The organism is Amycolatopsis sp. NPDC098790 (assembly GCF_044759945.1).
GTDB lineage: Bacteria > Actinomycetota > Actinomycetes > Mycobacteriales > Pseudonocardiaceae > Amycolatopsis.
Map to the genome: position 1 here is coordinate 30682 of NZ_JBIWAI010000004.1, position 21394 is coordinate 52075.

22 protein-coding genes are annotated in these 21394 nt (G+C 72.1%); 14 read left to right on the forward strand and 8 right to left on the reverse strand.

Annotation, left to right across the window (positions count from 1 at the left end; translation table 11 throughout):
- Positions 1-31: 31 nt before the first annotated feature.
- Positions 32-433 (forward strand): GNAT family N-acetyltransferase, encoded by a 402-nt coding sequence (locus tag ACIQWX_RS29565; RefSeq protein WP_400877707.1) that lies wholly within the window; start codon positions 32-34, stop codon positions 431-433.
- 201 nt (positions 434-634) lie between these two features.
- Here ACIQWX_RS29565 and lpdA read toward each other — a convergent pair whose 3' ends face one another.
- From lpdA to ACIQWX_RS29580, 3 genes are all read right to left on the reverse strand, one after another.
- On the reverse strand, positions 635-2026 hold the full coding sequence (gene lpdA, locus ACIQWX_RS29570) for a dihydrolipoyl dehydrogenase (protein ID WP_400877709.1): 1392 nt from the start codon (positions 2024-2026) through the stop codon (positions 635-637).
- 49 nt (positions 2027-2075) lie between these two features.
- Positions 2076-2837: a lysophospholipid acyltransferase family protein gene (locus tag ACIQWX_RS29575; RefSeq protein WP_400877712.1), complete on the reverse strand. Its 762-nt coding sequence runs from the start codon at positions 2835-2837 to the stop codon at positions 2076-2078.
- A gap of 63 nt (positions 2838-2900) precedes the next feature.
- Positions 2901-3305: a nitroreductase family deazaflavin-dependent oxidoreductase gene (locus tag ACIQWX_RS29580; RefSeq protein WP_400877714.1), complete on the reverse strand. Its 405-nt coding sequence runs from the start codon at positions 3303-3305 to the stop codon at positions 2901-2903.
- A 217-nt stretch (positions 3306-3522) separates the two neighbouring features.
- On the opposite strand from ACIQWX_RS29580, the gene ACIQWX_RS29585 reads away from it, so the two are divergent.
- The 10 genes from ACIQWX_RS29585 to ACIQWX_RS29630 all read left to right on the forward strand — a co-directional run bounded on the left by ACIQWX_RS29585 (position 3523) and on the right by ACIQWX_RS29630 (position 14179).
- On the forward strand, positions 3523-4563 hold the full coding sequence (locus ACIQWX_RS29585; RefSeq protein WP_400877717.1) for a LacI family DNA-binding transcriptional regulator: 1041 nt from the start codon (positions 3523-3525) through the stop codon (positions 4561-4563).
- A gap of 93 nt (positions 4564-4656) precedes the next feature.
- On the forward strand, positions 4657-5790 hold the full coding sequence (locus tag ACIQWX_RS29590) for a DUF993 family protein (RefSeq protein WP_400877719.1): 1134 nt from the start codon (positions 4657-4659) through the stop codon (positions 5788-5790).
- Positions 5790-6602, forward strand: a complete 813-nt coding sequence (locus ACIQWX_RS29595) for a sugar phosphate isomerase/epimerase family protein (RefSeq protein ID WP_400877721.1) — start codon at positions 5790-5792, stop codon at positions 6600-6602. The genes ACIQWX_RS29590 and ACIQWX_RS29595 overlap by 1 nt, the downstream gene beginning before the upstream one ends.
- 50 nt (positions 6603-6652) lie before the next feature.
- A complete protein-coding gene (locus ACIQWX_RS29600; RefSeq protein WP_400877724.1) occupies positions 6653-7315 on the forward strand; it encodes an IclR family transcriptional regulator in 663 nt (220 codons plus the stop codon).
- 46 nt (positions 7316-7361) lie between these two features.
- Positions 7362-8072, forward strand: coding sequence for a response regulator transcription factor (locus tag ACIQWX_RS29605; RefSeq protein WP_400877727.1), 711 nt, complete (start codon positions 7362-7364; stop codon positions 8070-8072).
- Positions 8073-8075: 3 nt separating this feature from the next.
- Positions 8076-9359: a sensor histidine kinase gene (locus ACIQWX_RS29610; RefSeq protein WP_400877729.1), complete on the forward strand. Its 1284-nt coding sequence runs from the start codon at positions 8076-8078 to the stop codon at positions 9357-9359.
- Positions 9360-9477: 118 nt separating this feature from the next.
- Complete coding sequence (locus tag ACIQWX_RS29615; protein WP_400877732.1) at positions 9478-10869, forward strand: amino acid permease; 1392 nt, start codon at positions 9478-9480, stop codon at positions 10867-10869.
- The gene (locus tag ACIQWX_RS29620; RefSeq protein WP_400877735.1) at positions 10866-11618 is read left to right on the forward strand and encodes a carbon-nitrogen hydrolase family protein; all 753 of its coding nucleotides are present in this window, start codon (positions 10866-10868) and stop codon (positions 11616-11618) included. The genes ACIQWX_RS29615 and ACIQWX_RS29620 overlap by 4 nt, the downstream gene beginning before the upstream one ends.
- Complete coding sequence (locus ACIQWX_RS29625; RefSeq protein WP_400877738.1) at positions 11615-13306, forward strand: flavin monoamine oxidase family protein; 1692 nt, start codon at positions 11615-11617, stop codon at positions 13304-13306. The genes ACIQWX_RS29620 and ACIQWX_RS29625 overlap by 4 nt, the downstream gene beginning before the upstream one ends.
- A gap of 228 nt (positions 13307-13534) precedes the next feature.
- A complete protein-coding gene (locus ACIQWX_RS29630) occupies positions 13535-14179 on the forward strand; it encodes a TetR/AcrR family transcriptional regulator (RefSeq protein WP_400877741.1) in 645 nt (214 codons plus the stop codon).
- 96 nt (positions 14180-14275) lie between these two features.
- Here the strand turns inward: ACIQWX_RS29630 and ACIQWX_RS29635 are convergent, their stop codons facing one another.
- Positions 14276-15019, reverse strand: a complete 744-nt coding sequence (locus ACIQWX_RS29635; protein ID WP_400877743.1) for a TetR/AcrR family transcriptional regulator — start codon at positions 15017-15019, stop codon at positions 14276-14278.
- A 67-nt stretch (positions 15020-15086) separates the two neighbouring features.
- Here ACIQWX_RS29635 and ACIQWX_RS29640 point away from each other — a divergent pair, with 67 nt between their 5' ends.
- A complete protein-coding gene (locus tag ACIQWX_RS29640; RefSeq protein WP_400877745.1) occupies positions 15087-15953 on the forward strand; it encodes an alpha/beta fold hydrolase in 867 nt (288 codons plus the stop codon).
- 82 nt (positions 15954-16035) lie between these two features.
- Positions 16036-16422: a hypothetical protein gene (locus ACIQWX_RS29645; protein WP_400877748.1), complete on the forward strand. Its 387-nt coding sequence runs from the start codon at positions 16036-16038 to the stop codon at positions 16420-16422.
- Between the two features lie 69 nt (positions 16423-16491).
- On the opposite strand, the gene ACIQWX_RS29650 is transcribed toward ACIQWX_RS29645, so the two are convergent.
- Positions 16492-17724 carry a PucR family transcriptional regulator gene (locus tag ACIQWX_RS29650; RefSeq protein ID WP_400877751.1) on the reverse strand — a complete coding sequence of 411 codons (1233 nt, stop codon included), beginning with the start codon at positions 17722-17724 and terminating at the stop codon, positions 16492-16494.
- 102 nt (positions 17725-17826) lie between these two features.
- On the opposite strand from ACIQWX_RS29650, the gene ACIQWX_RS29655 reads away from it, so the two are divergent.
- Positions 17827-18669: an SGNH/GDSL hydrolase family protein gene (locus ACIQWX_RS29655; RefSeq protein ID WP_400879742.1), complete on the forward strand. Its 843-nt coding sequence runs from the start codon at positions 17827-17829 to the stop codon at positions 18667-18669.
- Here ACIQWX_RS29655 and ACIQWX_RS29660 read toward each other — a convergent pair.
- Genes ACIQWX_RS29660 through ACIQWX_RS29670 form a run of 3 tightly spaced genes read right to left on the reverse strand, consistent with a single transcriptional unit; the run spans position 18659 to position 21391 of the window.
- A complete protein-coding gene (locus ACIQWX_RS29660; RefSeq protein WP_400877754.1) occupies positions 18659-19177 on the reverse strand; it encodes a pyridoxamine 5'-phosphate oxidase family protein in 519 nt (172 codons plus the stop codon). The genes ACIQWX_RS29655 and ACIQWX_RS29660 overlap by 11 nt on opposite strands.
- Positions 19170-20207: an LLM class F420-dependent oxidoreductase gene (locus tag ACIQWX_RS29665; RefSeq protein WP_400877757.1), complete on the reverse strand. Its 1038-nt coding sequence runs from the start codon at positions 20205-20207 to the stop codon at positions 19170-19172. Before ACIQWX_RS29665 ends, ACIQWX_RS29660 begins: the two co-directional genes overlap by 8 nt.
- Positions 20204-21391: an acetyl-CoA acetyltransferase gene (locus tag ACIQWX_RS29670; RefSeq protein WP_400877760.1), complete on the reverse strand. Its 1188-nt coding sequence runs from the start codon at positions 21389-21391 to the stop codon at positions 20204-20206. Before ACIQWX_RS29670 ends, ACIQWX_RS29665 begins: the two co-directional genes overlap by 4 nt.
- Positions 21392-21394 lie beyond the last annotated feature (3 nt).

Genomic DNA, 21394 nt, shown 5'->3' on the forward strand with positions numbered 1-21394 from the left:
CGATCGAGGTCCGTCATCGTAGGCTGGGTAGATGGTCGAGATCCGACGCGCGACGACATCCCAAGCCGGCGCACTGACAGCGTTGATGCATGCTTCCTCGGCGTACCAAGGCGAATACGCATCGATCCTGGAGGGCTACGAAGTCACGCCCGCCTACATCGCCGCCAATCCGACCTTCGTGGCCATGGCCGAAGAAGAGCTGCTCGGCTTCTACGCGCTCGCGGAAGCAGAACTCGACCTGCTCTTCGTGGCGAACGCCGCCCAGGGCTCAGGCATCGGCCGCCGCTTGATCAGCCACATGCGGAGCGAAGCGCAAGCCCGCGGAATGCGGAGCATCCGCGTGGTAGCGCACCCGCCGGCACTGGAGTTCTACGTCCACATGGGCGCCCAACGCACCGGAACAATCCCACCAAGACCGCCAAAGATCCGCTAGGAAAGGCCCGAACTCCGCTTCAACATCCCAACATCGTGAAGCCGAGCATTACCCGCAGAAGCAACCACAAGCAAGCCCAAACCTCCCCGGCCCCGATACGAAGCCGCAGTACACGGCCGGCGAGTTGTGTCAAGGCACGCTTTCCCGCCTTGACACAACTCGCCGGCCGTAGTGACAATCGGGCATCGGGGCAGGAGAAGATCACATATTGATCATGTGCCCGGCAAGCCCATGAACAGCTTCCTTGACGGCCTCACCAAGAGTCGGATGCGCGTGAACATTCCGCGAGACCTCGTGAACAGTAAGATCCCACTGCTGAGCCAAAGTCAGCTCAGGAAGCAGCTCGGTGACATCAGGCCCGATCAGGTGCCCACCAATGAGTTCCCCATACCGAGCATCACTGATGAGCTTGACGAACCCCCCAGCATCCCCCAACCCCTGAGCCTTCCCATTGGCAGTAAAGGGAAACTTGGCCACCTTAACATCGAACCCCTTGGACCGAGCCTGCTCCTCAGTCCACCCAAAGCTGGCGATCTGAGGCTGGCAGTAGGTAGCCCGAGGAATCATCGGGAAGTCGAGCTCCATGGTCTCAACCCCAGCGATGGTCTCGGCAGCAACAACCCCCATCGACTCGGAGGCGTGAGCCAGCATCAACTTCGCCGTCACATCACCGATGGCGAAGATGTGCGGAACATTGGTCCGCCCCCGCCCATCGATCGCGATGGCACCGCGTTCGGTCAAGGAAACGCCGGTCTTCTCCAGCCCATACCCCTCAACCCGAGGCTGGAACCCGATGGCCTGAAGAACCTTGTCAGCGGAGAGAACCTGCTGCCCATCCTTCTCCGAGGAAACGGTGACCTGAACCGACGAACCGGAGTCATCGATGGACTCGACCCGAGTCGAAGTCAACACCTTGATCCCGAGCTTCCGATACCGCCGGCCAAGCTCAGCGGAGACCTCGGCATCCTCCAGAGGCACCAGCCGATCAAGGAACTCGACGATGGTGACGTCAACGCCGTAGTTCCGAAGAACGTAAGCGAACTCGACCCCAATAGCCCCAGCCCCGGCGATCACAATGCTGGAAGGCAGCTCACTGGACAGGATCTGCTCTTCATAGGTGACCACCCGCGAGCTGAGCGAAGTCCCCGGCAACAACCGAGTAGTGGCCCCGGTGGCGATGATGCAGTGATCGAAGGTGATCCGCGAACCGTTCACCTCGAGGGTGTGGTCGTCGACGAACGTCCCGTGCCCGTCGAACTCGGTGATCTTGTTCTTCTTCATCAAGAAGTGCACGCCCTTGACGCGCCCGTCGGCGACCTTCCGGCTCCGCTCGTAGGCGGCCGTGTAGTCCACCCGGATCGGGCTGTCGGAAGAGATCCCGAACGCGGCCGCCTCCTGGGTCACGACGTGCGCGAGCTCGGCGTTGCGCAGCAGCGCCTTCGACGGGATGCACCCGACGTTCAGGCACACCCCACCCCAGTACTTCTCCTCGACCACGGCAGCGCTCAGCCCCAGCTGGGACGCGCGGATCGCCGCGACGTAGCCGCCGACCCCGGCCCCCAGCACGACGACATCGAAGTGTTGTGCACTCATACGCCCGAAACTACCCCTTCGGGCAGGTCGAGGCGGGGTGACGCGGAACTCACGCGGCGACGGGCCGCTCCTCGCCGCGGATCGTCTCCAGCAGCGACGTCACCTCGCCCATGATCCGGGCCGTCGCCTCCTCCAGCACCTCGCGCGTGAGCGGGCGGTCACGCAGGTCCGAAAGGTCGACCGGCGGGCCGGCGAGCAGCTCGACGGTCTTGCGCGGGAACCCGCGGGGGAACCACGCGGTCGACGGCAACAGGCGGTGCGTGCCCCAGTTGGCCACCGGGATCACCGGCGCGCCGGTCTCGAGCGCGGCGCGCACGATGCCGGTCTTGCCGCGCATCGGCCAGCCGTCCGGGTCCTTCGAGAACGTGCCCTCGGGGAAGACCGCGCAGCACTCGCCGGCCCGCACCGAGGCGACCAGGTCGCGGTAGGCCTCCGCGGCCGTCGCCGCGCCGCGGTACACCGGGATGTGGCGCCCCGACCGCATCACGCGGCCGACCAACGGCAGCTTCCACAGCGACGCCTTCGCCAGGTAACGCGGTACGCGGCCGGCCCCGAGGCAGAACGCCGTCAACGTCGTCGGGTCGGCGAACGACAGGTGGTTCGACGCCACCAGCACGCCGCCGGTCTTCGGGATGTGGTGCGAGCCCCGCACCCGGAAGCGGGTCGTCTGGGCGAGGAACTGCCAGACGACCTCGATCGCGAAGCTGTACCAGGCGCCCCGGCCGGCGCGGGCGAAGCGCCGGCCGTAAGCGATCATCTGGCGTCGGGTGAGCAGCTCACCTTCGGTGTCCAGGGCGGTCCAGCGGTCCATGGGTGTCATTCGTAGCCCACGACCGGCCGGATCGGCCCCCGCGCGCGCCGAAGGCGGCGCAGATCACAGTCGCTCGAGAACCACGACAGGAATTTCGCGGTCCGTCTTCTTCGCGTAGTTGTTGTAGTCCGGCCAAACGGCGGCCAGCTTCTCCCACAGCTTCGCGCGCTCTTCGCCTTCGGCCGTGCGGGCGCGGGCCTTGAACTTGTCCGCCTTCACCTGCACGCCGACCTCGGGGGTCTCGACGAGGTTGAAGTACCAGCCGGGGTGGTTCGGCGCGCCGCCCTTGGAGGCCACGATCACCGGGTTGCCGTCGACCTCCTGGTAGATCAGGGCGAACTTGCGCTCCTGCCCCGTCTTGCGGCCCTTCGTGGTCAGCACGAGCGTCGGGACGCCGTCCTTCCAGTCGTGGCCGACCTCGCCGTCGGTCTCCTCGTAACGGCGGACGTGCTCGTCACCGAACAGCATGCGTGATTCCTTTCGCGGTCGTCAGAGCAGTGGCGTACAAACCACTTGAAGGTTCTCCTTGTTTGCAACACACCCGCCACCGCGGATCTTCCCGCGCAATTCACTCGAACGGGTCAGGTCCCCCAGCCAGCGGCTTCTCCCGGCCCACCCCCCTCCCAGTAGATTGCACCGACCGAGCACGCCGAGACACTCGAGACCGATCTTGGAGGAGCCAGCCATGAAGGCCCGGCCGCACGTGACACTGGAAGACGTGGCACGCAGCGCGAACGTCTCGCTCGCGACGGCGTCGCGGGTGCTCAACGGCACCGCGTCCGTCCGCGCCGACCTGCGGGAGCGCGTATCCGCCGCCGCGGCCGAGCTGGCCTACGCCCCCAACGCGCACGCGCAGGCGCTCGCCGGGGGCACGCACCGCACGGTCGGCGTGATCTGCCACGACGTCAGCGACCCGTACTTCGCGGCGATCGCCGGCGGGGTGATGCGGGTGGCGACCGACAACGGGCTGCTCGTGATGCTGGCGGGTACCTTCCGCGACCCGGACCGCGAAGTCGCCTACGTCTCGACGCTGCGCGCGCAGCGGGCCGCGGCGATCCTGCTGATCGGGTCGGCGTTCGAGGACCGCGCGTGGGAACGCGCGATGGCCGCCGAACTGGAGCCGTACCGCCGCGGCGGCGGGCAGGTCGCGGCGGTCAGCCGGCACCGCGGGCTCAAGATCGACACCGTGCAGCCGGACAACAAGGGCGGCGCCGCGGCGCTCGCGAAGGCGCTCGCCGGGCTCGGCCACAAGCGGTTCGCCGTGCTGGCCGGGCCGCGGAAGCTGAGCACCGTCATCGACCGGCTGGCCGGGTTCACCGACGGCCTCGCCGAGCACGGCATCACCCTGCGCGAGGACGACGTCGTCGAAGGCGCGTTCACCCGCGACGGCGGCTACGAGGCGACGAAGCGGCTGCTCGCCGGCCGCAAGCGCAAGCTGCCGACCTGCGTCTTCGCCGTCACCGACGTGATGGCGATCGGCGCGATGACGGCGTTGCGCGAGGAAGGCCTGTCCGTGCCCGGGGACATCTCAGTGGCCGGCTTCGACGACATCCCGGTCGTCCGCGACCTCGCCCCGGCGCTCACCACGGTCCGGCTGCCGCTGGAGGAGCTCGGCGAACGGGCGATGGACCTGGCGGTCAAGGGGTCCGCGGGCACCCGGCCGCGGACCGTCCGGCTGTCGGGCGAAGTCGTGCTGCGGGACAGCACCGCGCGTCCCCCGCGCTGACGCGCGGCGCACCCGGTCGGGCCTTGTCGCCTCTCGGCACAAGCCCTACCGTGGTCGGCAGAAAGCGCTTTCCGAGCCTGCGGAGGTCACCCGATGCTCGTGCTCCCGGTTCCCGGCGGCGGGCTGGTGAACTGGTCGCCGTCCGGCCCGCCGCCACCCCGGCCGCCGGGCACTCCACCGTCGTCGCGGATCGCTTACGCCGCCGTGCACGTCGTCGTGGACGCGCTCGCCGACGAGCCCGGCGCGATCGACTGGGACACCACCCTGGCCTTCCGCGAGCACGTCTGGGCGTGCGGGCTCGGCGTCGCGGAGGCGATGGACACCGCGCAGCGCGGCATGGGGCTCGACTGGGCGGCCACCCAAGAGCTCGTCACGCGCACCGGGGCGATCGCCGGCGGCCGGCGGTGGTGTGCCGGCGTAGGCACCGACCAGCTGCCCGCGGGGCCGGCCACCCCGGCGTCCATTGTGGACGCCTGGCGCGCACAGCTGGACCTGGTCGGCGGTGTGGGCGCGGTCCCCGTCGTCATGGCGAGCCGGGCGCTGGCCGCAGCGGCGAAGGGCCCCGACGACTACCACGCGGCCTACGGGAAGCTGCTGTCCGAGGCGAGCGGCCCGGTCCTGCTGCACTGGCTGGGCGAGCAGTTCGACCCGGCGCTGGCCGGCTACTGGGGCCACCACGACGTCCGCGCGGCGGCCCGGGAGCTGGCCACGCTCTGCGCCGAGCACGCGGGCACGATCGCCGGCGTGAAGGTCTCGGTGCTGGACGCCGAGGTCGAGACCGAGTTCCGGCGCGCGCTGCCCGAGGGCGTCGCCTGCTACACCGGCGACGACTTCCACTACCCGGACCTGATCGCGGGCGACCACCGGGACCACAGCGAGGCCCTGCTGGGGATCTTCGACCCGATCGCCCCGGTGGCCGCGGCCGCGTTGCGTCGCCTGGACGACGGCGACCGGGCCGGGTTCCACGCCCTGCTCGACCCGACCGTCCCGCTGGCGCGCGAAATTTTCCGCGCCCCGACCCGGCACTACAAGACCGGCGTCGTCTTCCTCGCCTGGTTGAACGGTCATCAAGAGCACTTCCGGATGCTCGCCGGGAGCGAGTCCGCGCGCACGATCACCCACCTGGCCACGCTGCTGCGGCTGGCCGACACCGCGGGCGTGCTCACCGACCCGGACCTGGCCGTCGCGCGGATGCGGGCGCTGCTGCGCGTGGCGGGGGTGGCGTGATGGACCCGCGGTTCAGCCTCAACCAGATCACCACGAAGGCCTGGTCGCTGCCGGAGGCGGTGGCGGGGTGCGCCGCGGCCGGCGTCGGCTGGATCGGGCTGTGGCGCGACAAGGTCGCGGAAACCGGCGTCGACGCGGCCGCGCGGCTGCTGACGGACCACGGGGTGCGGGTTTCTTCGTTGTGCCGCGGCGGGTTCTTCACCGGCGTGACGCCGGAAGGGTCCCCTGTGGACGGTGTGGCGGAGACCCGGGAGGCGATCGACGAGGCGGCCGCGCTGGGCGCCGACGTGCTCGTGCTGGTCGTGGGCGGGATCGCGGGCAACGACCTCGCGGCGTCCCGGCAGCGGGTGGCGGACGCCGTGGGCGAACTGGCGCCGTACGCGGGAGAACGCGGCGTGCGGCTCGGGCTGGAGCCGCTGCACCCGATGCAGTGCGCGGACCGGTCCGTGCTGTCCACTGTGGACCAGGCGCTGGCGATCGCGGCCGAGCACCCGGCCGAGCAGGTGGGGGTCATCGTCGACGAGTTCCACGTGTGGTGGGATCCGCGGATCGAGGCGTCGATCGCGGCGGCGGCGGGGCGGATCGCCGGGTTCCACGTGTGCGACGTGCTGGTGCCGCTGCCGGACCCGTTGCTGGGGCGAGCGCTACCGGGTGATGGGCCGATCGACCACCGCCACCTGCGCGCGGCCGTCGAGGCGGCGGGGTACGAGGGGCCGATCGAGGTGGAGGTCTTCAACGCGGAGCTGTGGGCGCGGCCGGGGGCGGAGGTGCTGGCCGAGACGGTTGCGGCGTTCGAGCGACACGTGGCCTGAAACGGTCCACCTGGCGGTACTCTGGACCACCAGGCGGACGGGGGTCGCTCATGAAACCAGACGACGACGGGTCGGTCCGGAGCGTGCTCCGCGCGTTCGACCTCCTCGCCCTCTTCACCGAACGCCGCCGGACCTGGGCGGTCAAGGACCTCACCGCCGCCAGCGGCCTGGCCAAGACCACCGTGCTGCGGCTCGTCGCCACCTGCGAACAGCGCGGCCTGCTCTGGACCCGGCCGGACGGGCGGATCACCGTCGGGCCCGGGATGCTCCGGTGGGCGCAGCTGGCGAACTCCGCGTGGCAACTGCCCGAGCCCGTCCGCCAAGTGCTGCGCGACCTCGCCCAGGAGTGCCGCGAGACCGTCAACCTCTACGTCCGCAGCACCTCCGTGCTGGTCTGCGTGGCCCAGCAGGAGGGACCCCTGTCCATCCGGCACGTCGGGCACGTCGGCGACGAGCTGTCGCTCGGCTTCGGCGCGGCCGGGCGGGTCCTCGACGGCGCCGAAGGGGCGGCGGTCAGCCACGGCGAGCCGGAGGCTGGCGCGTCCAGCGTCGCCGCGCCGGTGCACGACGGCGACGGGCGCGTCCTCGCGGCCTTCGCGATCACCGGACCCGGCAGCCGGTTCGGGCCCGCCGAAGTCGCTGCGTTTACCGAAGCCGTCGCCGGGGCTTCACTGCGGATATCGCAGATCGGCCTCGGGACGCGGGCGGAATAGGCCACAGTCGTCGGGCTCCCGGCGGGTCGTTGGTTAGGCTCCCGGCATGCCGAACCTGCTGGTGGTGGAAGACGACGCGGCGATCGGCAGCGTGCTCGAATCGACCCTGCGACTGCACGGTTACCAGGTGTGCTGGCGCCGGGACGGCCGCACCGCCCTCCAGGCCGCCGAAGCCGGCGAGTTCGAGCTCGTGCTGCTCGACCTCGGCCTGCCCGACCTCGACGGCGTCGAGGTCTGCCGCCGCCTGCGGACCGCCCTGCCGGCCACCGTCCTGGTCATCCTCACCGCCCGGCAGGAGGAGATGGACGTCGTCGTCGGCCTCGACGCCGGCGCCGACGACTACCTCACCAAGCCGATCCGGCTGGGCGAGCTGCTGGCCCGGGTGCGCGCGCACCTGCGCCGCGGCGCGCCGGCCGGGGCCCGGCCGCCGGTGACCGTCGGCGGGCTGACCGTGGACATCGCCGGCCGCCGCGCCACCGTGGGCGGGCACGAGGTCGTGCTGCGGGCGAAGGAGTTCGACCTGCTGGCGCGGCTGGCCGAGCAGCCCGGGGTCGCCGTCAGCCGCGAAACGCTGATGGCCGAGGTCTGGGACGCGCACTGGTACGGCTCCACGAAGACCCTCGACGTGCACATCGCGGCGGTGCGCCGCAAGCTCGCGTCGGCCGCCGGCCCCGAGGTCGAGGTGCCCCGGATCGCCACCCTGCGCGGCCACGGGTACCGGCTGGAGGACCCGGCCCGGACCGTCGCCGAAGGCTGAGCCGTGCGCCGCCGGATCATCTCCCTGACGGTGCTGGCCGCGCTGGTCGCGACCGTCCTGTTCGCCCTGCCGCTGGGCATCGCGGTGATGCAGTACTACCGCGACGACACCAAGGCGGACCTGGAGCGGGCCGCGGACGCCGTCGCGCTCGCCGTGGCCGCGGACCTGAAGGCCGGGCGGACGCCGGTCGTGCCCCTGCTCGACCAGGACGACGACGAGGTCGGCGGCGAAGTCGGCATCTACGGCCCGGACGCCCGGCTGCTCGCCGGGCACGGCCCCGCGGCCGGCGGCCCGGTGGAACGGCAGGCGGCGAGCGCGACCGTCGACGTCGTCCTCGGCGAAGAAGGCGACGAGGTGGCGCTGGCGGTGCCGGTGGTCAGCGGCTCCCGGGTGACCGGGGTGGTCCGCGCGGCGCTGCCGATGTCGGAGCTGCGGCTGCGGGTCGCGCTGACCTGGCTCGGCATGGCCGGGCTCGCGGTCGCGGCGATCGGGGCGAGCTGGCTGCTGGCCCGGCGGTTCACGACCCGCCTGGTCCGGCCGTTGGAGGAGCTGGCCGCCGCGGCCGAGCGGCTCGGCGACGGCGACTTCACCGCCCGGTCGCCGCGAGCCGGCATCGCCGAGATCGACCAGGTCGGCGAGACGCTCGACACCACGGCCGCCCGGATCGGCGAGACGCTCGAACGCGAGCGCGCGTTCTCCGCGGAGGCGTCGCACCAGCTGCGGACCCCGCTGACCGGGTTGCGCCTGCAGCTCGAAGCCGCGTTGCAGACGCCGGCGGCCGACCCGTACGCGGCGATCCGCGCCGGGATCGCGTCCGCCGACCGGCTGGAACGCACGATCGACGACCTCCTGGCCCTGGGCCGGGAGCGCCGGGCGCCGCGGGCGGAACTCGACCTCGACGCCCTCCTCGACGAAGTCCGGCAGTCCGGCGAGGCCCTGCTGGCACCGCACGGGCGGGAGCTGCGGATCGTCCGGCAGGACCCGCCGGCGGCCCGGGTGGCGGCCGCGGCCGTCCGGCAGGTGCTCGGCGTGCTGCTGGACAACGCGGTGACCCACGGGCGGGGCACCGTCACGGTGGTGGCCCGCGACGCCGGGGACACGCTCGCCATCGACGTCGCCGACGAAGGCCCCGACCTCGGCGAGACCGACCCGTTCGCGGCCGCGACCGGCGGGGACGGCATCGGCCTCCGCCTCGCGCGCGGCCTCGCCGAAGCCGAGGGCGGCCGGCTGCGGCTGAGCAAGCCGGCGCCGCCGACGTTCACGCTGCTGCTCCCCGCCGCCGAGTAGACCGCGGAACGATTCGCCACGATTCGTACGTCGTGTGCAATGAATCACCTGTGATTCATCTGTACGCGCAACGTCGTCCTGTTTTGTGCGCCCCAGGACGGCAGATACCGTCGGCGGCATGAACTTGCGGGCCGCGACGGTGCGGCGGAAACCGGTCGCCGATCTGGTCGCCGAAAGCGAGCACGGCACGTTGCGGCGGTCGCTCGGCCTCGGGCAGCTCACCATGCTCAGCATCGGCGCGACGCTGGGCAGCGGGATCTTCGTCGTGCTGGGCGAAGCCGTCCCGGTGGCCGGGCCGGCGGTGGTCCTGTCGTTCGTGCTCGCCGGCGTCACCGCGCTGTTCTCCGCGCTCTCCTACGCCGAGCTGGCGGGCATGATCCCGCTGTCGGGTTCGTCGTACTCCTACGCGTACGCCACGCTCGGCGAGCTGGTCGCCTGGGTCTGCGGCTGGTGCCTGGTGCTCGAATACGGCGTCTCGGTCGCTTCGGTCGCCGTCGGGTGGGGCCAGTACCTCAACGAGCTGCTGCGGCTGGCCTTCGGCTTCGCCATCCCGGACGCGCTGAGCCAGCCGCCGGGCTCGGGCGGGGTCGTCAACGTGCCCGCGATCGTCGTCGTGGTCTTGGCGATGTTCCTGCTGCTGTCCGGCGCGAGGGAGAGCGCGCGGGCCAACGCCGTCATGGTCGCGGTGAAGATCGGCACGCTGGTGCTGTTCTGCGCGATCGCGTTCAGCGCGGTGCAGGCGCGGAACTTCACCCCGTTCCTGCCGCTCGGCTTGGCCGGGATGAGTGCCGGCGCCGCCAAGCTGTTCTTCTCCTACATCGGGTTCGACGCCGCGTCGACCGCCGGTGAGGAGGCGAAGAACCCGCAGCGCGACCTGCCGCGGGCGATCCTGCTCTCGCTCGGCATCGTCACCGTGCTCTACTGCCTGGTGGCCGTGGCGGCCGTCGGAGCCCTGCCGTGGCAGCAGTTCGACGGCCAGGAAGCCGCGCTGTCGCACGTGCTCAGCGTCGTGTCGGACAACCCGTTCTGGGCCGGCCTGCTCGCGGTCGGCGCGATCGTCGCGATCTCCAGCGTCGTGCTGACCGTCCTCTACGGACAGACGCGCATCCTGTTCGCGATGTCCCGCGACGGCCTGGTGCCCTCTTCTCTGTCCAAAGTAGATGCCAAGTCCGGCTCGCCGCGGATCAACACGCTGGTCGTCTCGGCGTTCGTCGCCGTTCTGGCCGCGTTCATCCCGCTCGGCAAGCTCGCCGACGCCACCAGCATCGGGACGCTGTTCGCGTTCCTGCTGGTCAACATCGCCGTCCTGCTGCTGCGGCGGCGCCAGCCCGACCGGCCGCGCTCGTTCCGCGTGCCGTTCTCGCCGGTGACGCCGATCCTCGGCGTGCTCTGCTGCGGCTACATGATGTTCAGCCTCGACGGCGCCACCTGGGTCGTCTTCGGCGGCTGGATGGCACTGGGCCTGCTCATCTACTTCGGCTACGGCATCCGGCGGTCGAGGCTCGCATGAGGGTCGCGATCCACCAGGGCCCGGTCGACGCGCTGCCGGACGCGGTCCGGGCGGCCGGCGCCGACCTCGTCGTCACGGCCGAGATGGCCACCACCGGCTACCACATCGGCGCCCGCACGCACGAACTCGCCGAGCCCGCCGACGGCCCGACGGCGGCGAAGATGTCCGCGCTGGCAAAGGAAACCGGCGTCGCACTGGCGTACGGGTACCCGGAAGCCGACGGTTCCCGCGTGTACAACAGCGTCCAGCTGGTCGACGCGACCGGCCGGCTCGCGAACTACCGCAAGACGCACCTGTTCGGCGACCTCGACAAGGCGTGGTTCACCCCGGGCGACGAACCGGTCGTGCAGGCCGACGTCGCCGGCGTCCGCGTCGGGCTGCTGATCTGCTACGACGTCGAGTTCCCCGAGCTGGTCCGCGCGCACGCGCTGGCCGGCACCGAGCTGCTGGTCGTGCCGACCGCGCTGATGAGCCCCTACGAGGTGGTCGCGGACACGGTGGTGCCGGCGCGGGCCTACGAAAGCCAGCTGTTCGTTGCCTACGCCAACCGTTGTGACGTCGAACGGGAGCTGACCTACTGCGGCCGCTCCTGCGTCGTCGCGCCGACGGGTGCGGTGCTCACCCGCGCCGGCTCCGGCCCGGCGCTGGTCACCGCCGAAGTGACCCGGGAAGCGCTTGCCGCGTCCCGGCTGGAGAACACCCACCTGGCCGACCGGCGGCCCGAACTGTACCGAGGAACCACCGCATGACCTCCGCCGTACCCACCGCGATCCACCACGACGAGCCGGCGGGCCGCCCGATCACGATGTTCGGCCCCGACTTCCCGTTCGCCTACGACGACTACCTCGCCCACCCCGCCGGGCTCGGCTCGATCCCGGCCGAGCGCCACGGCACCGAGGTCGCGGTGATCGGCGGCGGCCTGTCCGGCGTCGTCACCGCGTACGAGCTGATGAAGCTGGGCCTGCGGCCGGTGGTGTACGAGATCGCGGAGATCGGCGGCCGGCTGCGCACGGTCCGGTTCCCCGGCTGCCCGGACGACGTCGTCGCCGAGATGGGCGCGATGCGCTTCCCACCCGCGTCGACCGCGCTGTTCCACTACATCGACAAGGTGGGCCTGGAGACCACGCCGTTCCCGAACCCCCTCGCCCCGGGGACGCCGAGCACCGTCGTCGACCTCAAAGGACAGAGCCACTACGCGCGCACGCCCGAAGACCTGCCCGCGGTGTTCCGCGACGTCGCCGCGGCGTGGGACCGGACGCTGGCCGAGCACGCTTCCTTCGCCGAGATGCAGACGGCGATCCGCGACCGCGACGCGAAGACGGTCAAGCGGCTGTGGAACGAGCTCGTCCCGCGGCTGGACAACCAGACGTTCTACGGCTTCCTCTGCGACTCCCCCGCGTTCGCCTCCTTCCGCCACCGGGAAATCTTCGGCCAAGTCGGCTTCGGCACCGGCGGCTGGGACACCGACTTCCCCAACTCCATCCTGGAAATCCTGCGCGTGGTCTACACCGGCGCGGACGACGAGCACCGCAGCATCGCCGGCGGCAGCAGGCAGCTGCCGTTGCGGCTGTGGGACCACGCGCCGCCGGAAATCGCTTTCTGGCCCGCCGGAACGTCGTTGGCGTCACTGCACGAGGGCGGGCCGCGCCCGGGCGTGACGCGGCTGCACCGGACGGCGCCGAACAACATCACGGTGACCGACGCGTCCGGGCACATCCGGACGTACCCGGCGGCGGTGTTCACCGCGCAGAGCTGGATGCTGCTGTCCAAGATCGAATGCGACGAAGCCCTGTTCCCGATCGACCACTGGACGGCGATCGAGCGCACGCACTACATGGAGTCGTCGAAGGTGTTCGTGCCGGTGGACCGCCCGTTCTGGCTCGACCCCGACCCGGCGACCGGCCGCGACACGATGAGCATGACGCTGACCGACCGCATGCCGCGGGGAACGTACCTGCTGGGCTCCGACCCGGGTTCGCCGGCGGTGATCTGCCTGTCGTACACGTGGGCCGACGACTCGCTGAAGTGGCTGCCGCTGTCGGCGGGCGAGCGCGTGGAGGTGATGTTGCAGTCGCTGCGCGAGATCTACCCGGGCGTGGACGTCCGGCGCCACATCATCGGCGACCCGGTGACGGTGTCGTGGGAGGCGGAGCCGCACTTCATGGGCGCGTTCAAGGCGAACCTGCCGGGCCACTACCGCTACCAGCACCGGCTGTTCACGCACTTCATGCAGGATTCGTTGCTTCCGAAGTACCGGGGGCTGTTCCTGGCGGGCGACGACGTGTCGTGGACGGCGGGCTGGGCGGAGGGCGCGGTCCAGACGGCGCTGAACGCGGTGTGGGGCGTGCTGCACCACTTCGGCGGAGCAACCGATCCGGTGAACCCGGGGCCGGGGGACCTGTTCGAGGACCTCGCGCCGATCACTCTGCCGGACTGACGGGCTGAAGGGCACCTTCGTCTCATTCGACGCAACGAAGGGCCCTTTCGTCTCACCACATGCGCCGAAGGTGCCCTTCAGCCCACGTCACACAACCGGGGCGCACCGGGTGCGAACCCGGCCCGCGCCGATCACTCTGCCGGACTGAGCGTGCCCCGATCGTGCCATCGGGTCCGACATCGTGCCCACTACCCTGCCCCGCCCCAGCTCGCGTGCGACGATGGGACCATGAACACCGAGCCGGCGCCGAGATGGCGAAGACTGGAACCGGACGAACGGAAGGAACAGATCTACGCTTGCGCGGCACGGCTGTTCGGTGACCGCCCCTACTCCGAAGTGTCCACTTCGGACATCGCCGCGGCGGCCGGTGTCGCGCGGGGGTTGATCAACCACTACTTCGGCACGAAACGCGAGCTGTACCTGGAAATCATCCGCCGCGCGCTGACCGTGCCGCGGCTGGCCGTCGAGATCCTCCCGGACGGGCCGCTCGAACTGCGGGCCGACGTCGCCATCGAGTGGTTCCTCGACATGGTCACCAGCCAGGAACGCATGTGGCTGGCCGCGATCGCGCCGGAAGGCATCGGGCGTGACCTCGAAGTCGAACGCATCCTCGAAGAAGCCGACCGCGAATCCGCCGACCGCGTGCTGGAAGCCGTCGGGCTCTCCAGTGCGAGCGAGCACGGCCCCGAGCTCAACGCGCTCGTGCGCGCGTTCGGCGGGATGGTGAAGTCCGCGGGCCGGGAATGGCTCGTGCGCGGATCGCTGACCCGCGCCCAGGTGCACCTGCTGCTGTCCAAATCGCTCGTCACGCTCGTCGGCGAGATCTTCCCGGCGATCCAGGCGGAACCGGCGCAGCCGAACGGTCCGGAGTAGACCGAAGCCCCCGGCGCCACGAGGGGGAGGAGGGCGCCAGGGGCTCCGGGTCGGCGGCGAACCGCCGACGCACGTCCACGGTACGCCGGAGCGCTGTCAAGTCGCTGTCAACCCCGCGTCGCCCGATTCGCGTAGTTCGGTGAGCCGCGCCGCGAGCCCGTCGAGGCACCGGCCGACCGCGTAGTCGTACAGCTGCGCGTAGTAGCCCGCCGCGAGGTCGGGGTCGCCCATCAGGTCGTGCATCGCCGAGCCGAGCTCGGCCATGCCCGGCAGGTCGGCCCGCTCGCGGTAGGCCGCGTACTCCTCGGTGTTGTCGATCCGCAGCGCGAGCGCGCCGTCGCGGTCGTCCTCCATCGCGACGAACTGGCACGCGGTCATCAGCAGCAGGTTGTACGCCAGCACGCTCTCGCGGCCGAAGCCCGCCTTCAGCAACACGCCGACGCCGGCGTCGATGCTGAGCGTGGCCGCCTTGACGGACGGGCCGAACAGCGCCAGCCGCCGCGCGCAGCCCGGGTACGTGCGCAGCACCGCGCGCAGCGAGGCCAGCAGCTCGGTGAACCAGTCCTGCCACGGCAGGTCCCCGGCGGGCAGCTCCAGCAGGCCGACCACCCGGTCGACGACGGCGTTGACCACCGCGTCCCGGTCGCCGACGTGGTGGTAGATCACCGCGGGGTAGGCCTCGACGGCGCGCGCGAGCTCCCGCAGCGTCCAGTTGTCGAGGCCGCGTTCGGCGGTCAGGGTCGTCGCGGCGTCGATGATCCGGCCGGCCGTGAGCGCCGGCAGTCCCGCCGCGGCCCGCGACCGGGGACGCTGGCCCGTGCCCGAGGATGAGGTCGGCATGGGAGGTAACGGTAACCGCACGGGTGGGACCGGTGCCAGCGCCGCGGGGGTACGGCAGGATCGGGGCATGGCACGCGCACAGGCCAACGGTCTCGAGCTCGAGTACGACACCTTCGGCGATCCGGACCACCCGCCGCTGGTCCTGGTGATGGGCCTCGGCGCCCAGATGATCACCTGGGAGGACGGCTTCTGCGAGCTGCTCGCCGCGCGCGGGTTCTTCGTCGTCCGCTACGACAACCGGGACGTCGGGCTCTCGACGTGGCTCGACCACCTGCCCGCGCCGGACCTGGCCGCGCTGGCCGCCGGCGACCTGGCGACGGCGCCGTACCTGCTTTCGGACCTGGCCGACGACGCCGTCGGGCTGTTCGACGCGCTCGGCATCGCGCGTGCCCACGTCGTGGGGGCGTCGATGGGCGGGATGATCGTGCAGCAGCTGGCGATCGACCACCCGGACCGGCTGCTGTCGGTCACGTCGATCATGTCGACGACCGGCGACCCCGCGGTCGGCCAGGCCGAGCCGTGGGCGCTGGGGCTGCTGGCGCGCCCGCCGGCGTCGACGCGCGAGCAGGCGCTCGCCGACAGCGTCGACGGCTACCGGCGGCTCGGCTCCCCCGGCTACCCCGACGACGAGGCGTTCCTGCTGGCCAAGGCGACGCTGCACTACGACCGCGCCCGCCACCCGGTGGGCACGCTGCGCCACGCGGCGGCGGTGGTGGCGTCCGGCGACCGGACGGCTCGTCTCCGGGACGTGCGGCTGCCGGCCCTGGTCATCCACGGCGACGCGGACCCGCTGATCAACGTGAGCGGCGGTAAGGCGACGGCGGAGGCGATCCCGGGCGCGGAGCTGCTGGTGATCCCGGGCATGGGGCACAACCTGCCGCGCGCGGTGTGGCCGACGCTGGTCGAAGCGATCGTGGGCGTGACGGGTCAATAGCGCGTCAAGATCGGGTGGTCGCGGCGTAGGGAATGTGTCCTGGGTCATGCTCCGCGGGTTGCCCGGGGCTTTGCTGGACGGCATGAGTGGTGGCTTCGGGTTCCCGTTCGGCTGCGTGGCGGCGGTGGTCGCGGTGGTGCTGGCGGACCTGGCCGGCGCGACGCGGGATCCGTGGTACGCGCTGGTCACGCTCGGGCCGGTGGTGCTGCTGACGGCGTTCTGGAGCTCGGTGACGGCCGCGATCGGGGTCGCGGCGGTGGCGTGGGCACTGGACGCGGGGTTCGTGCTCGGCCGGGCGGGCGAGCTGCGGTTCGACGCGGCATCGGCGCTGGCAGGGGGCGTGCTGGGCGCGGCGGTCGTGGTGGGCTTGCTCGCTCGATCGCGACCGCGGGTGCCGGTGCGGGTACCGGCACCTCGGCCGCCCGCGGAGGTGGCAGCCCGGCGTCCCGACCTGACCGGCGTGGGCTGAAGGGCACCTTCCTCACATAGGACGCGCTGAAGGGCACCTTCGTCGCATCTGACGAGAGGAAGGTGCCCTTCAGCGCTCCGAAGCCCGCCGCGCCGCCAACGCCGCGATGATCCGCGGCAAGCCCGCCGGGTGCAGCGGATCGATCCCCGTCAAGTCGCGCACCCTCCGCAACCGGTAGTCGACCGTGTTCGGGTGGACGTGCAAGCGGGCCGCCGTCCGACGGCGGTTCGTGTCCAGCTCCAGGTACGCCGACACCGTCTCGATCAGCTCCGGGTGCGCGTCCAGCGGCGCGAGCACCGCCGCCAGCCGGTCGCGGGCCTCGCCCGGGCGGGTCAGCTGGTACTCCACCAGGACGTCGTCCAGCCGGTACAGCCCCGGCGGCCGCCCGAACCAGCGCAGCACCTCCAGCACTTCGCCCGTCCGCGCGGCCACGAGCCGGACCTCCGACGGCGCCGCCGTCTCGGCCGCGGCCAGCACGTCGACCCCCGCCGCGCGCCCCGCCGTGTCCAGCAGCGCGCGCCACTCCGCCACCTCGGCGAGCCGGCTGGCCAGCGGCAGCAGCACCAGCCCGCCTGGCCCGTCCAGCGACGCCAGGACGCCGTCGCCGCAGGACTGTTCGAACGCCGCCAGGAACCGCCGCAGCTTCCGGCGGATCGCGATCCCCGCGTCGACGCCCGGGGACGCCTCGTCGGCGTGCGGCCCCAGCTCGACGCTCAAAACCAGGTACCGCGCCGGCAGCGTGATCCCGGCGCTGCGGGCGACGCCGTCGACCGGGCCGCCGTCGGCCAGCACCGAAAGCAGCGTCCGGCGCGCGGTGTGCTCCTGCCCGACCTTCGTGCGCAGTTCCTCCAGGTAGCCGCGCGTGACGGCGCCGGTGATGGTCCCGACGAACGCGAGCACCCGGTCGGCGACGTCGAGGAGGTCGGCGACGTCCGCGCTGCCCGAGTCGGCCGAGCCGACGGCGAAGATCTCCCGCGCGCCGACGTGGTACGCGGTCAGCACGGCTTCCAGGGGAAAGCCCTCCTCGGCGCGGCGCACCGCGGACGCGCCGATCTGCCGCAGCTCGGCGTCGTTGAGCTGCCGGTCCTCGCGCAGGCTCCGGGCGAACGCGCGCACCGCCTGCTGCGTGATCCGCGCGATGTCGCCGGCCAGCTCCTCGACCGGCAGCCGCCGGTAGTCGGCGACCTCCTCCTGGATGCGCGTCAGCACCCGGGCGATCAGCTCCGGCTCCTCCCGGGTCAGCCGCTCGTGGACGCGCTGGCCGCCGAGGGTCAGGTCGCCGCCGGTTTTGTGCTCCGTCACAACCGATCCCCTCGTTCTCTGCCCGGACTCCCAGTCAATCCGGCCGCCCTCGGTGCCGATGGTGTCACGGAAGCCAACTACGTCAAGGAGGACGGCGTGCGAGTGAGGACAACGGCGTTCATCACGATCCTGGTCGCGGCTCTGACGACGACAGCGGGCACGGCGGCCGCGAGCACCGCCGGCGAGTACGTGGCTCTGGGGGACTCGGCGGCGGCCGGGCCGCTGATCCTGCCCCCGGACCTCTCGTCCCCGGGGTGCCTGCGGTCGCTCGCGGACTACCCGCACGTCGCCGCGAAGCAGCTCGGCGGCCCGCTGAAGGACGTCACGTGCTCCGGCGCGACGACCGCGGACATGTACGCGCCGCAGTCGACGGAAACCGGCGCGGTCCCGCCGCAGCTCGACGCGCTGAGTGCGAGCACGGAGACCGTCACCGTGACCATCGGCGGCAACGACGTCGGCCTGGTCGGCGCGGCCACCAGCTGCATCAACCTGCTGCCCGGCATCAACCCCGACTGCGTCGACCGCTACACCGCCGGCGGCCACGACCAGCTGGCCGAGAAGATCGCCGCGTTCGAACCGACGTGGGGCGCGCTGCTGGACGCGATCCACGCGAAGGCGCCGAACGCCGACGTCTTCGTCGCCGGCTACGGCACCTACCTGCCGCGCAACGGGTGCTGGCCGATCGCGCCACTGACCCCGCGTGACGCGAACTACATCCAGGGCAGCATCGACAAGACGAACGCCGCACTGGCCCGGCAGGCCGCCGCGCACGACGCGCGGTACGTCGACGTCCGGACGGCGTCGATCGGGCACGACGTCTGCAAGCTGCCCGGCGTCAAGTGGTTCGAAAGCGTGATCCCGACGGCGGTGGCGGCCCCGCTGCACCCGAACGCCACCGGCATGCGGCACATCGGCGCGCTGGTCGCGGCGTCGATCAGCGGGTGAAGTCCCAGCGAGACGCGCCGTAGGGCTCGGCGCAGGCGACGCCGATCGCCCGGGTGGGTTCGAGCCGGTACAGGAACCACGGCGCGGGTCCGGCGCTCGGCGCCATGAACGACGCGTCGAACCCGCCTTCGAACACCGTCGCGGGCCAGCCGCCCTCGCGGTAGACGGCCGCCACCCGCTCCAGGGTGGCGGGATCGGTGATCTGCTCGGCCTCGCCCTCGAGGGTGAGGTCGAGGCCCTTCAGGCGCACCGAGACGCTGCACGCCGGGTTCGCGGCCAGGTTGCGAGCCCGGCGGGTGCCCGGCCCGCTGACGAAGTAGAGGGCGTCGTCGACCCAGATGGCGCCGACACCGGCGGCGTGCGGCCGGCCGTCGGGGCGGACGGTCCCGACGAAGAAGGTCAGGTCCTCCTTCGGGGTCTGGGTCGCGAGGAGGTCGCGCGCCCGGCTCCACGGCAGCGCCGGGGCGCCGTTCTGGTCGAGGTTCTTGGTCTTCGTGGGTTCAGTCATGCCTACGCGTCGAACGAGGAGAGGGCGGATCGACAGGCGGCGAGGATTCGCTTCCGGCGGCGTCGGTCGCGGCGGCGACCGCCGCGAGGGTTTTCGCGCCGCCGGGATCGTCGTCGCTGGTCGCGGGCACGATCGCCAGCTCGCCGATCCCGGCCTCCGCGTACTCCCGCACCTTCGCCGCGACGTCCGCGCGCGAGCCCAGCAGGCCCACCGTCGCGATCGCTTCCACCGGCACCGCGGCCAGCAGCTCGCGCGGGTGCGGGCGGGTGCGCGCGAAGTCCACCAGGTCGCCGAACCCGGCCTCGCGGAACATTTCGCCGTACCCGGGCGCCGCCAGGTACCCGACCACCCCGCGCCGCAGCTGCTCGATCTCCGCGGGTCCCGGGTCCACCGCGCCGACCACCCACGCGGCGACCGGCGGCGGTGCCGTTCCCGCCCGCGCGGCCGCGTCCCGCAGTCCCCGCACCAAGGAAGCCGCGGCGGCGGGGCTGACGAGGTTGACCACCATCCGGTCGGCGTGCCGCGCGGCGACTCCCAAGGCCCGCGGGCCGAACGCGGCGATCGTCAGCGGCGACTTCGGCGCGGCCAGCCGCAACCGGTACCCCCGCGAGCCAACCACCGAGCCGTCCACAGTGGACTTTTCGCCGTCGAGCAGCTGCCGGACAGCCAGCGCGGACTCCCCCAACGCCGTCGCGGCGCGAGCACGCGACCGCCCGTGCCAGCCGCGCACCACGACGTCGCTGGACGTGCCCAGCGCGACCCCGGTGGTCCGGCCGGTCAGGGCCGCGACCGACGCGACGCCCATCGCGATCGTCGCCGGGTCACGCACGGTCACGGCCAAGGGCCCGAACGTGAGCGAGATCCTCGAGGTCGCCGCGCCGATCGCGGTGCCCAGCGCGAACGCGTCCCACGTCGCCATCTCGCCGATCCACAGCTCCGGGTAGCCGGCGGCCTCGGCGGCGCGCGCGGTTTCGAGGGCCTCCTCCGGTGGCCGGTCCTGCCAGAGCCCCAGCGACACCGACAGCCTCATGCGGTGACCACCATCGTGACGACCGTGGTGAACGACCCGCCGACGTTGAGCGTCAACGCCGTCCGCGCGCCCTCGACCTGCGTTTCGCCGGCGGTCCCGGTCACCTGCCGGGCGACGTCGTGCAGCATCCGGACGCCGGTCGCGCCGACCGGGTGACCGAGCCCGATCAGGCCGCCACCAGGATTGATCCCGGCCGCGTCGAGGCCGCCGCCGGCGATGAACCGGCCGCCGTCGCCGGGTGGCGCGGCGCCGAGGTGCTCCAGCGCGACCAGCCCGGTGATCGTGAAGCAGTCGTGCAGCTCGATGACGTCGAGCGCGTCCGGCCCGGCCACGCCCGCGCGCTCGTAGGCGTCGACGACCGCGCCGCGCAGGTGCGGGAACAGGTACTCGCCGTCGGCCGCGATCTTCTCGGCCAGGCCGAGGTGGGCCGTGCGGTGCCCGAAGCCCGCGATGCGCGGGAAGCCGCCGCCCAGGCGTTCGGCGAACGCGGGCGACGCCAGGAGGACCGCCGCCGCGCCGTCGGTGATCCGGCCGCAGTCCTGCTTGCGCAGCCGGCCTTCGATCAGCGGGTTCAGCTCGTCGTCCGGGCCGAAAGCGCCTTCCGGGAAGCGCCAGTCCCGGGCCTGCGCGAGTGGATTCCTTGCCGCACGGTCGAAAGCGTGCTCCGCGAAGAGCCCGAGGTGCTCGGGGTCGAGGCCGTACCGCTTGTCATACGCGGAAGCGACGTCGGCGAACAACGCGGGCCACGGGAACTTCGCGCCGACGGCCTCGTGCCCGGCCCACGCGGCGGACCCGAGGTGCTCGGCCGCGCGCTGCCCGTCGACGTTGCGCATCAGCTCGACGCCCACGACCAGCGCCAGGTCGTACCGGCCTGCTTCGAGGTCGGCGCACGCGGCGAGGACGGCGGTGCTGCCGGACGCGCACGCGGCTTCGTGCCGCGTCGACGGGACGCCGTCCAGCTCCGGGACGGCGGCCACCAGCAGCCCGCCCAATTGAGCTTGCCCGGTGAACAGCTCGGCCGCGAGGTTCCCGACGTGCGCGACCTCGACGTCCTCCGCGCCGACCCCGGCGTCCGCGAGGGCCGCGGGCACGACCTCGGCGAACAGCTCGAGGATCCCGCGCCCCTCCTTCGCGTAGTTGCGCGCGAAGTCGGTTTGCGCCCCGCCCAGCACGAACACCGTCATGGC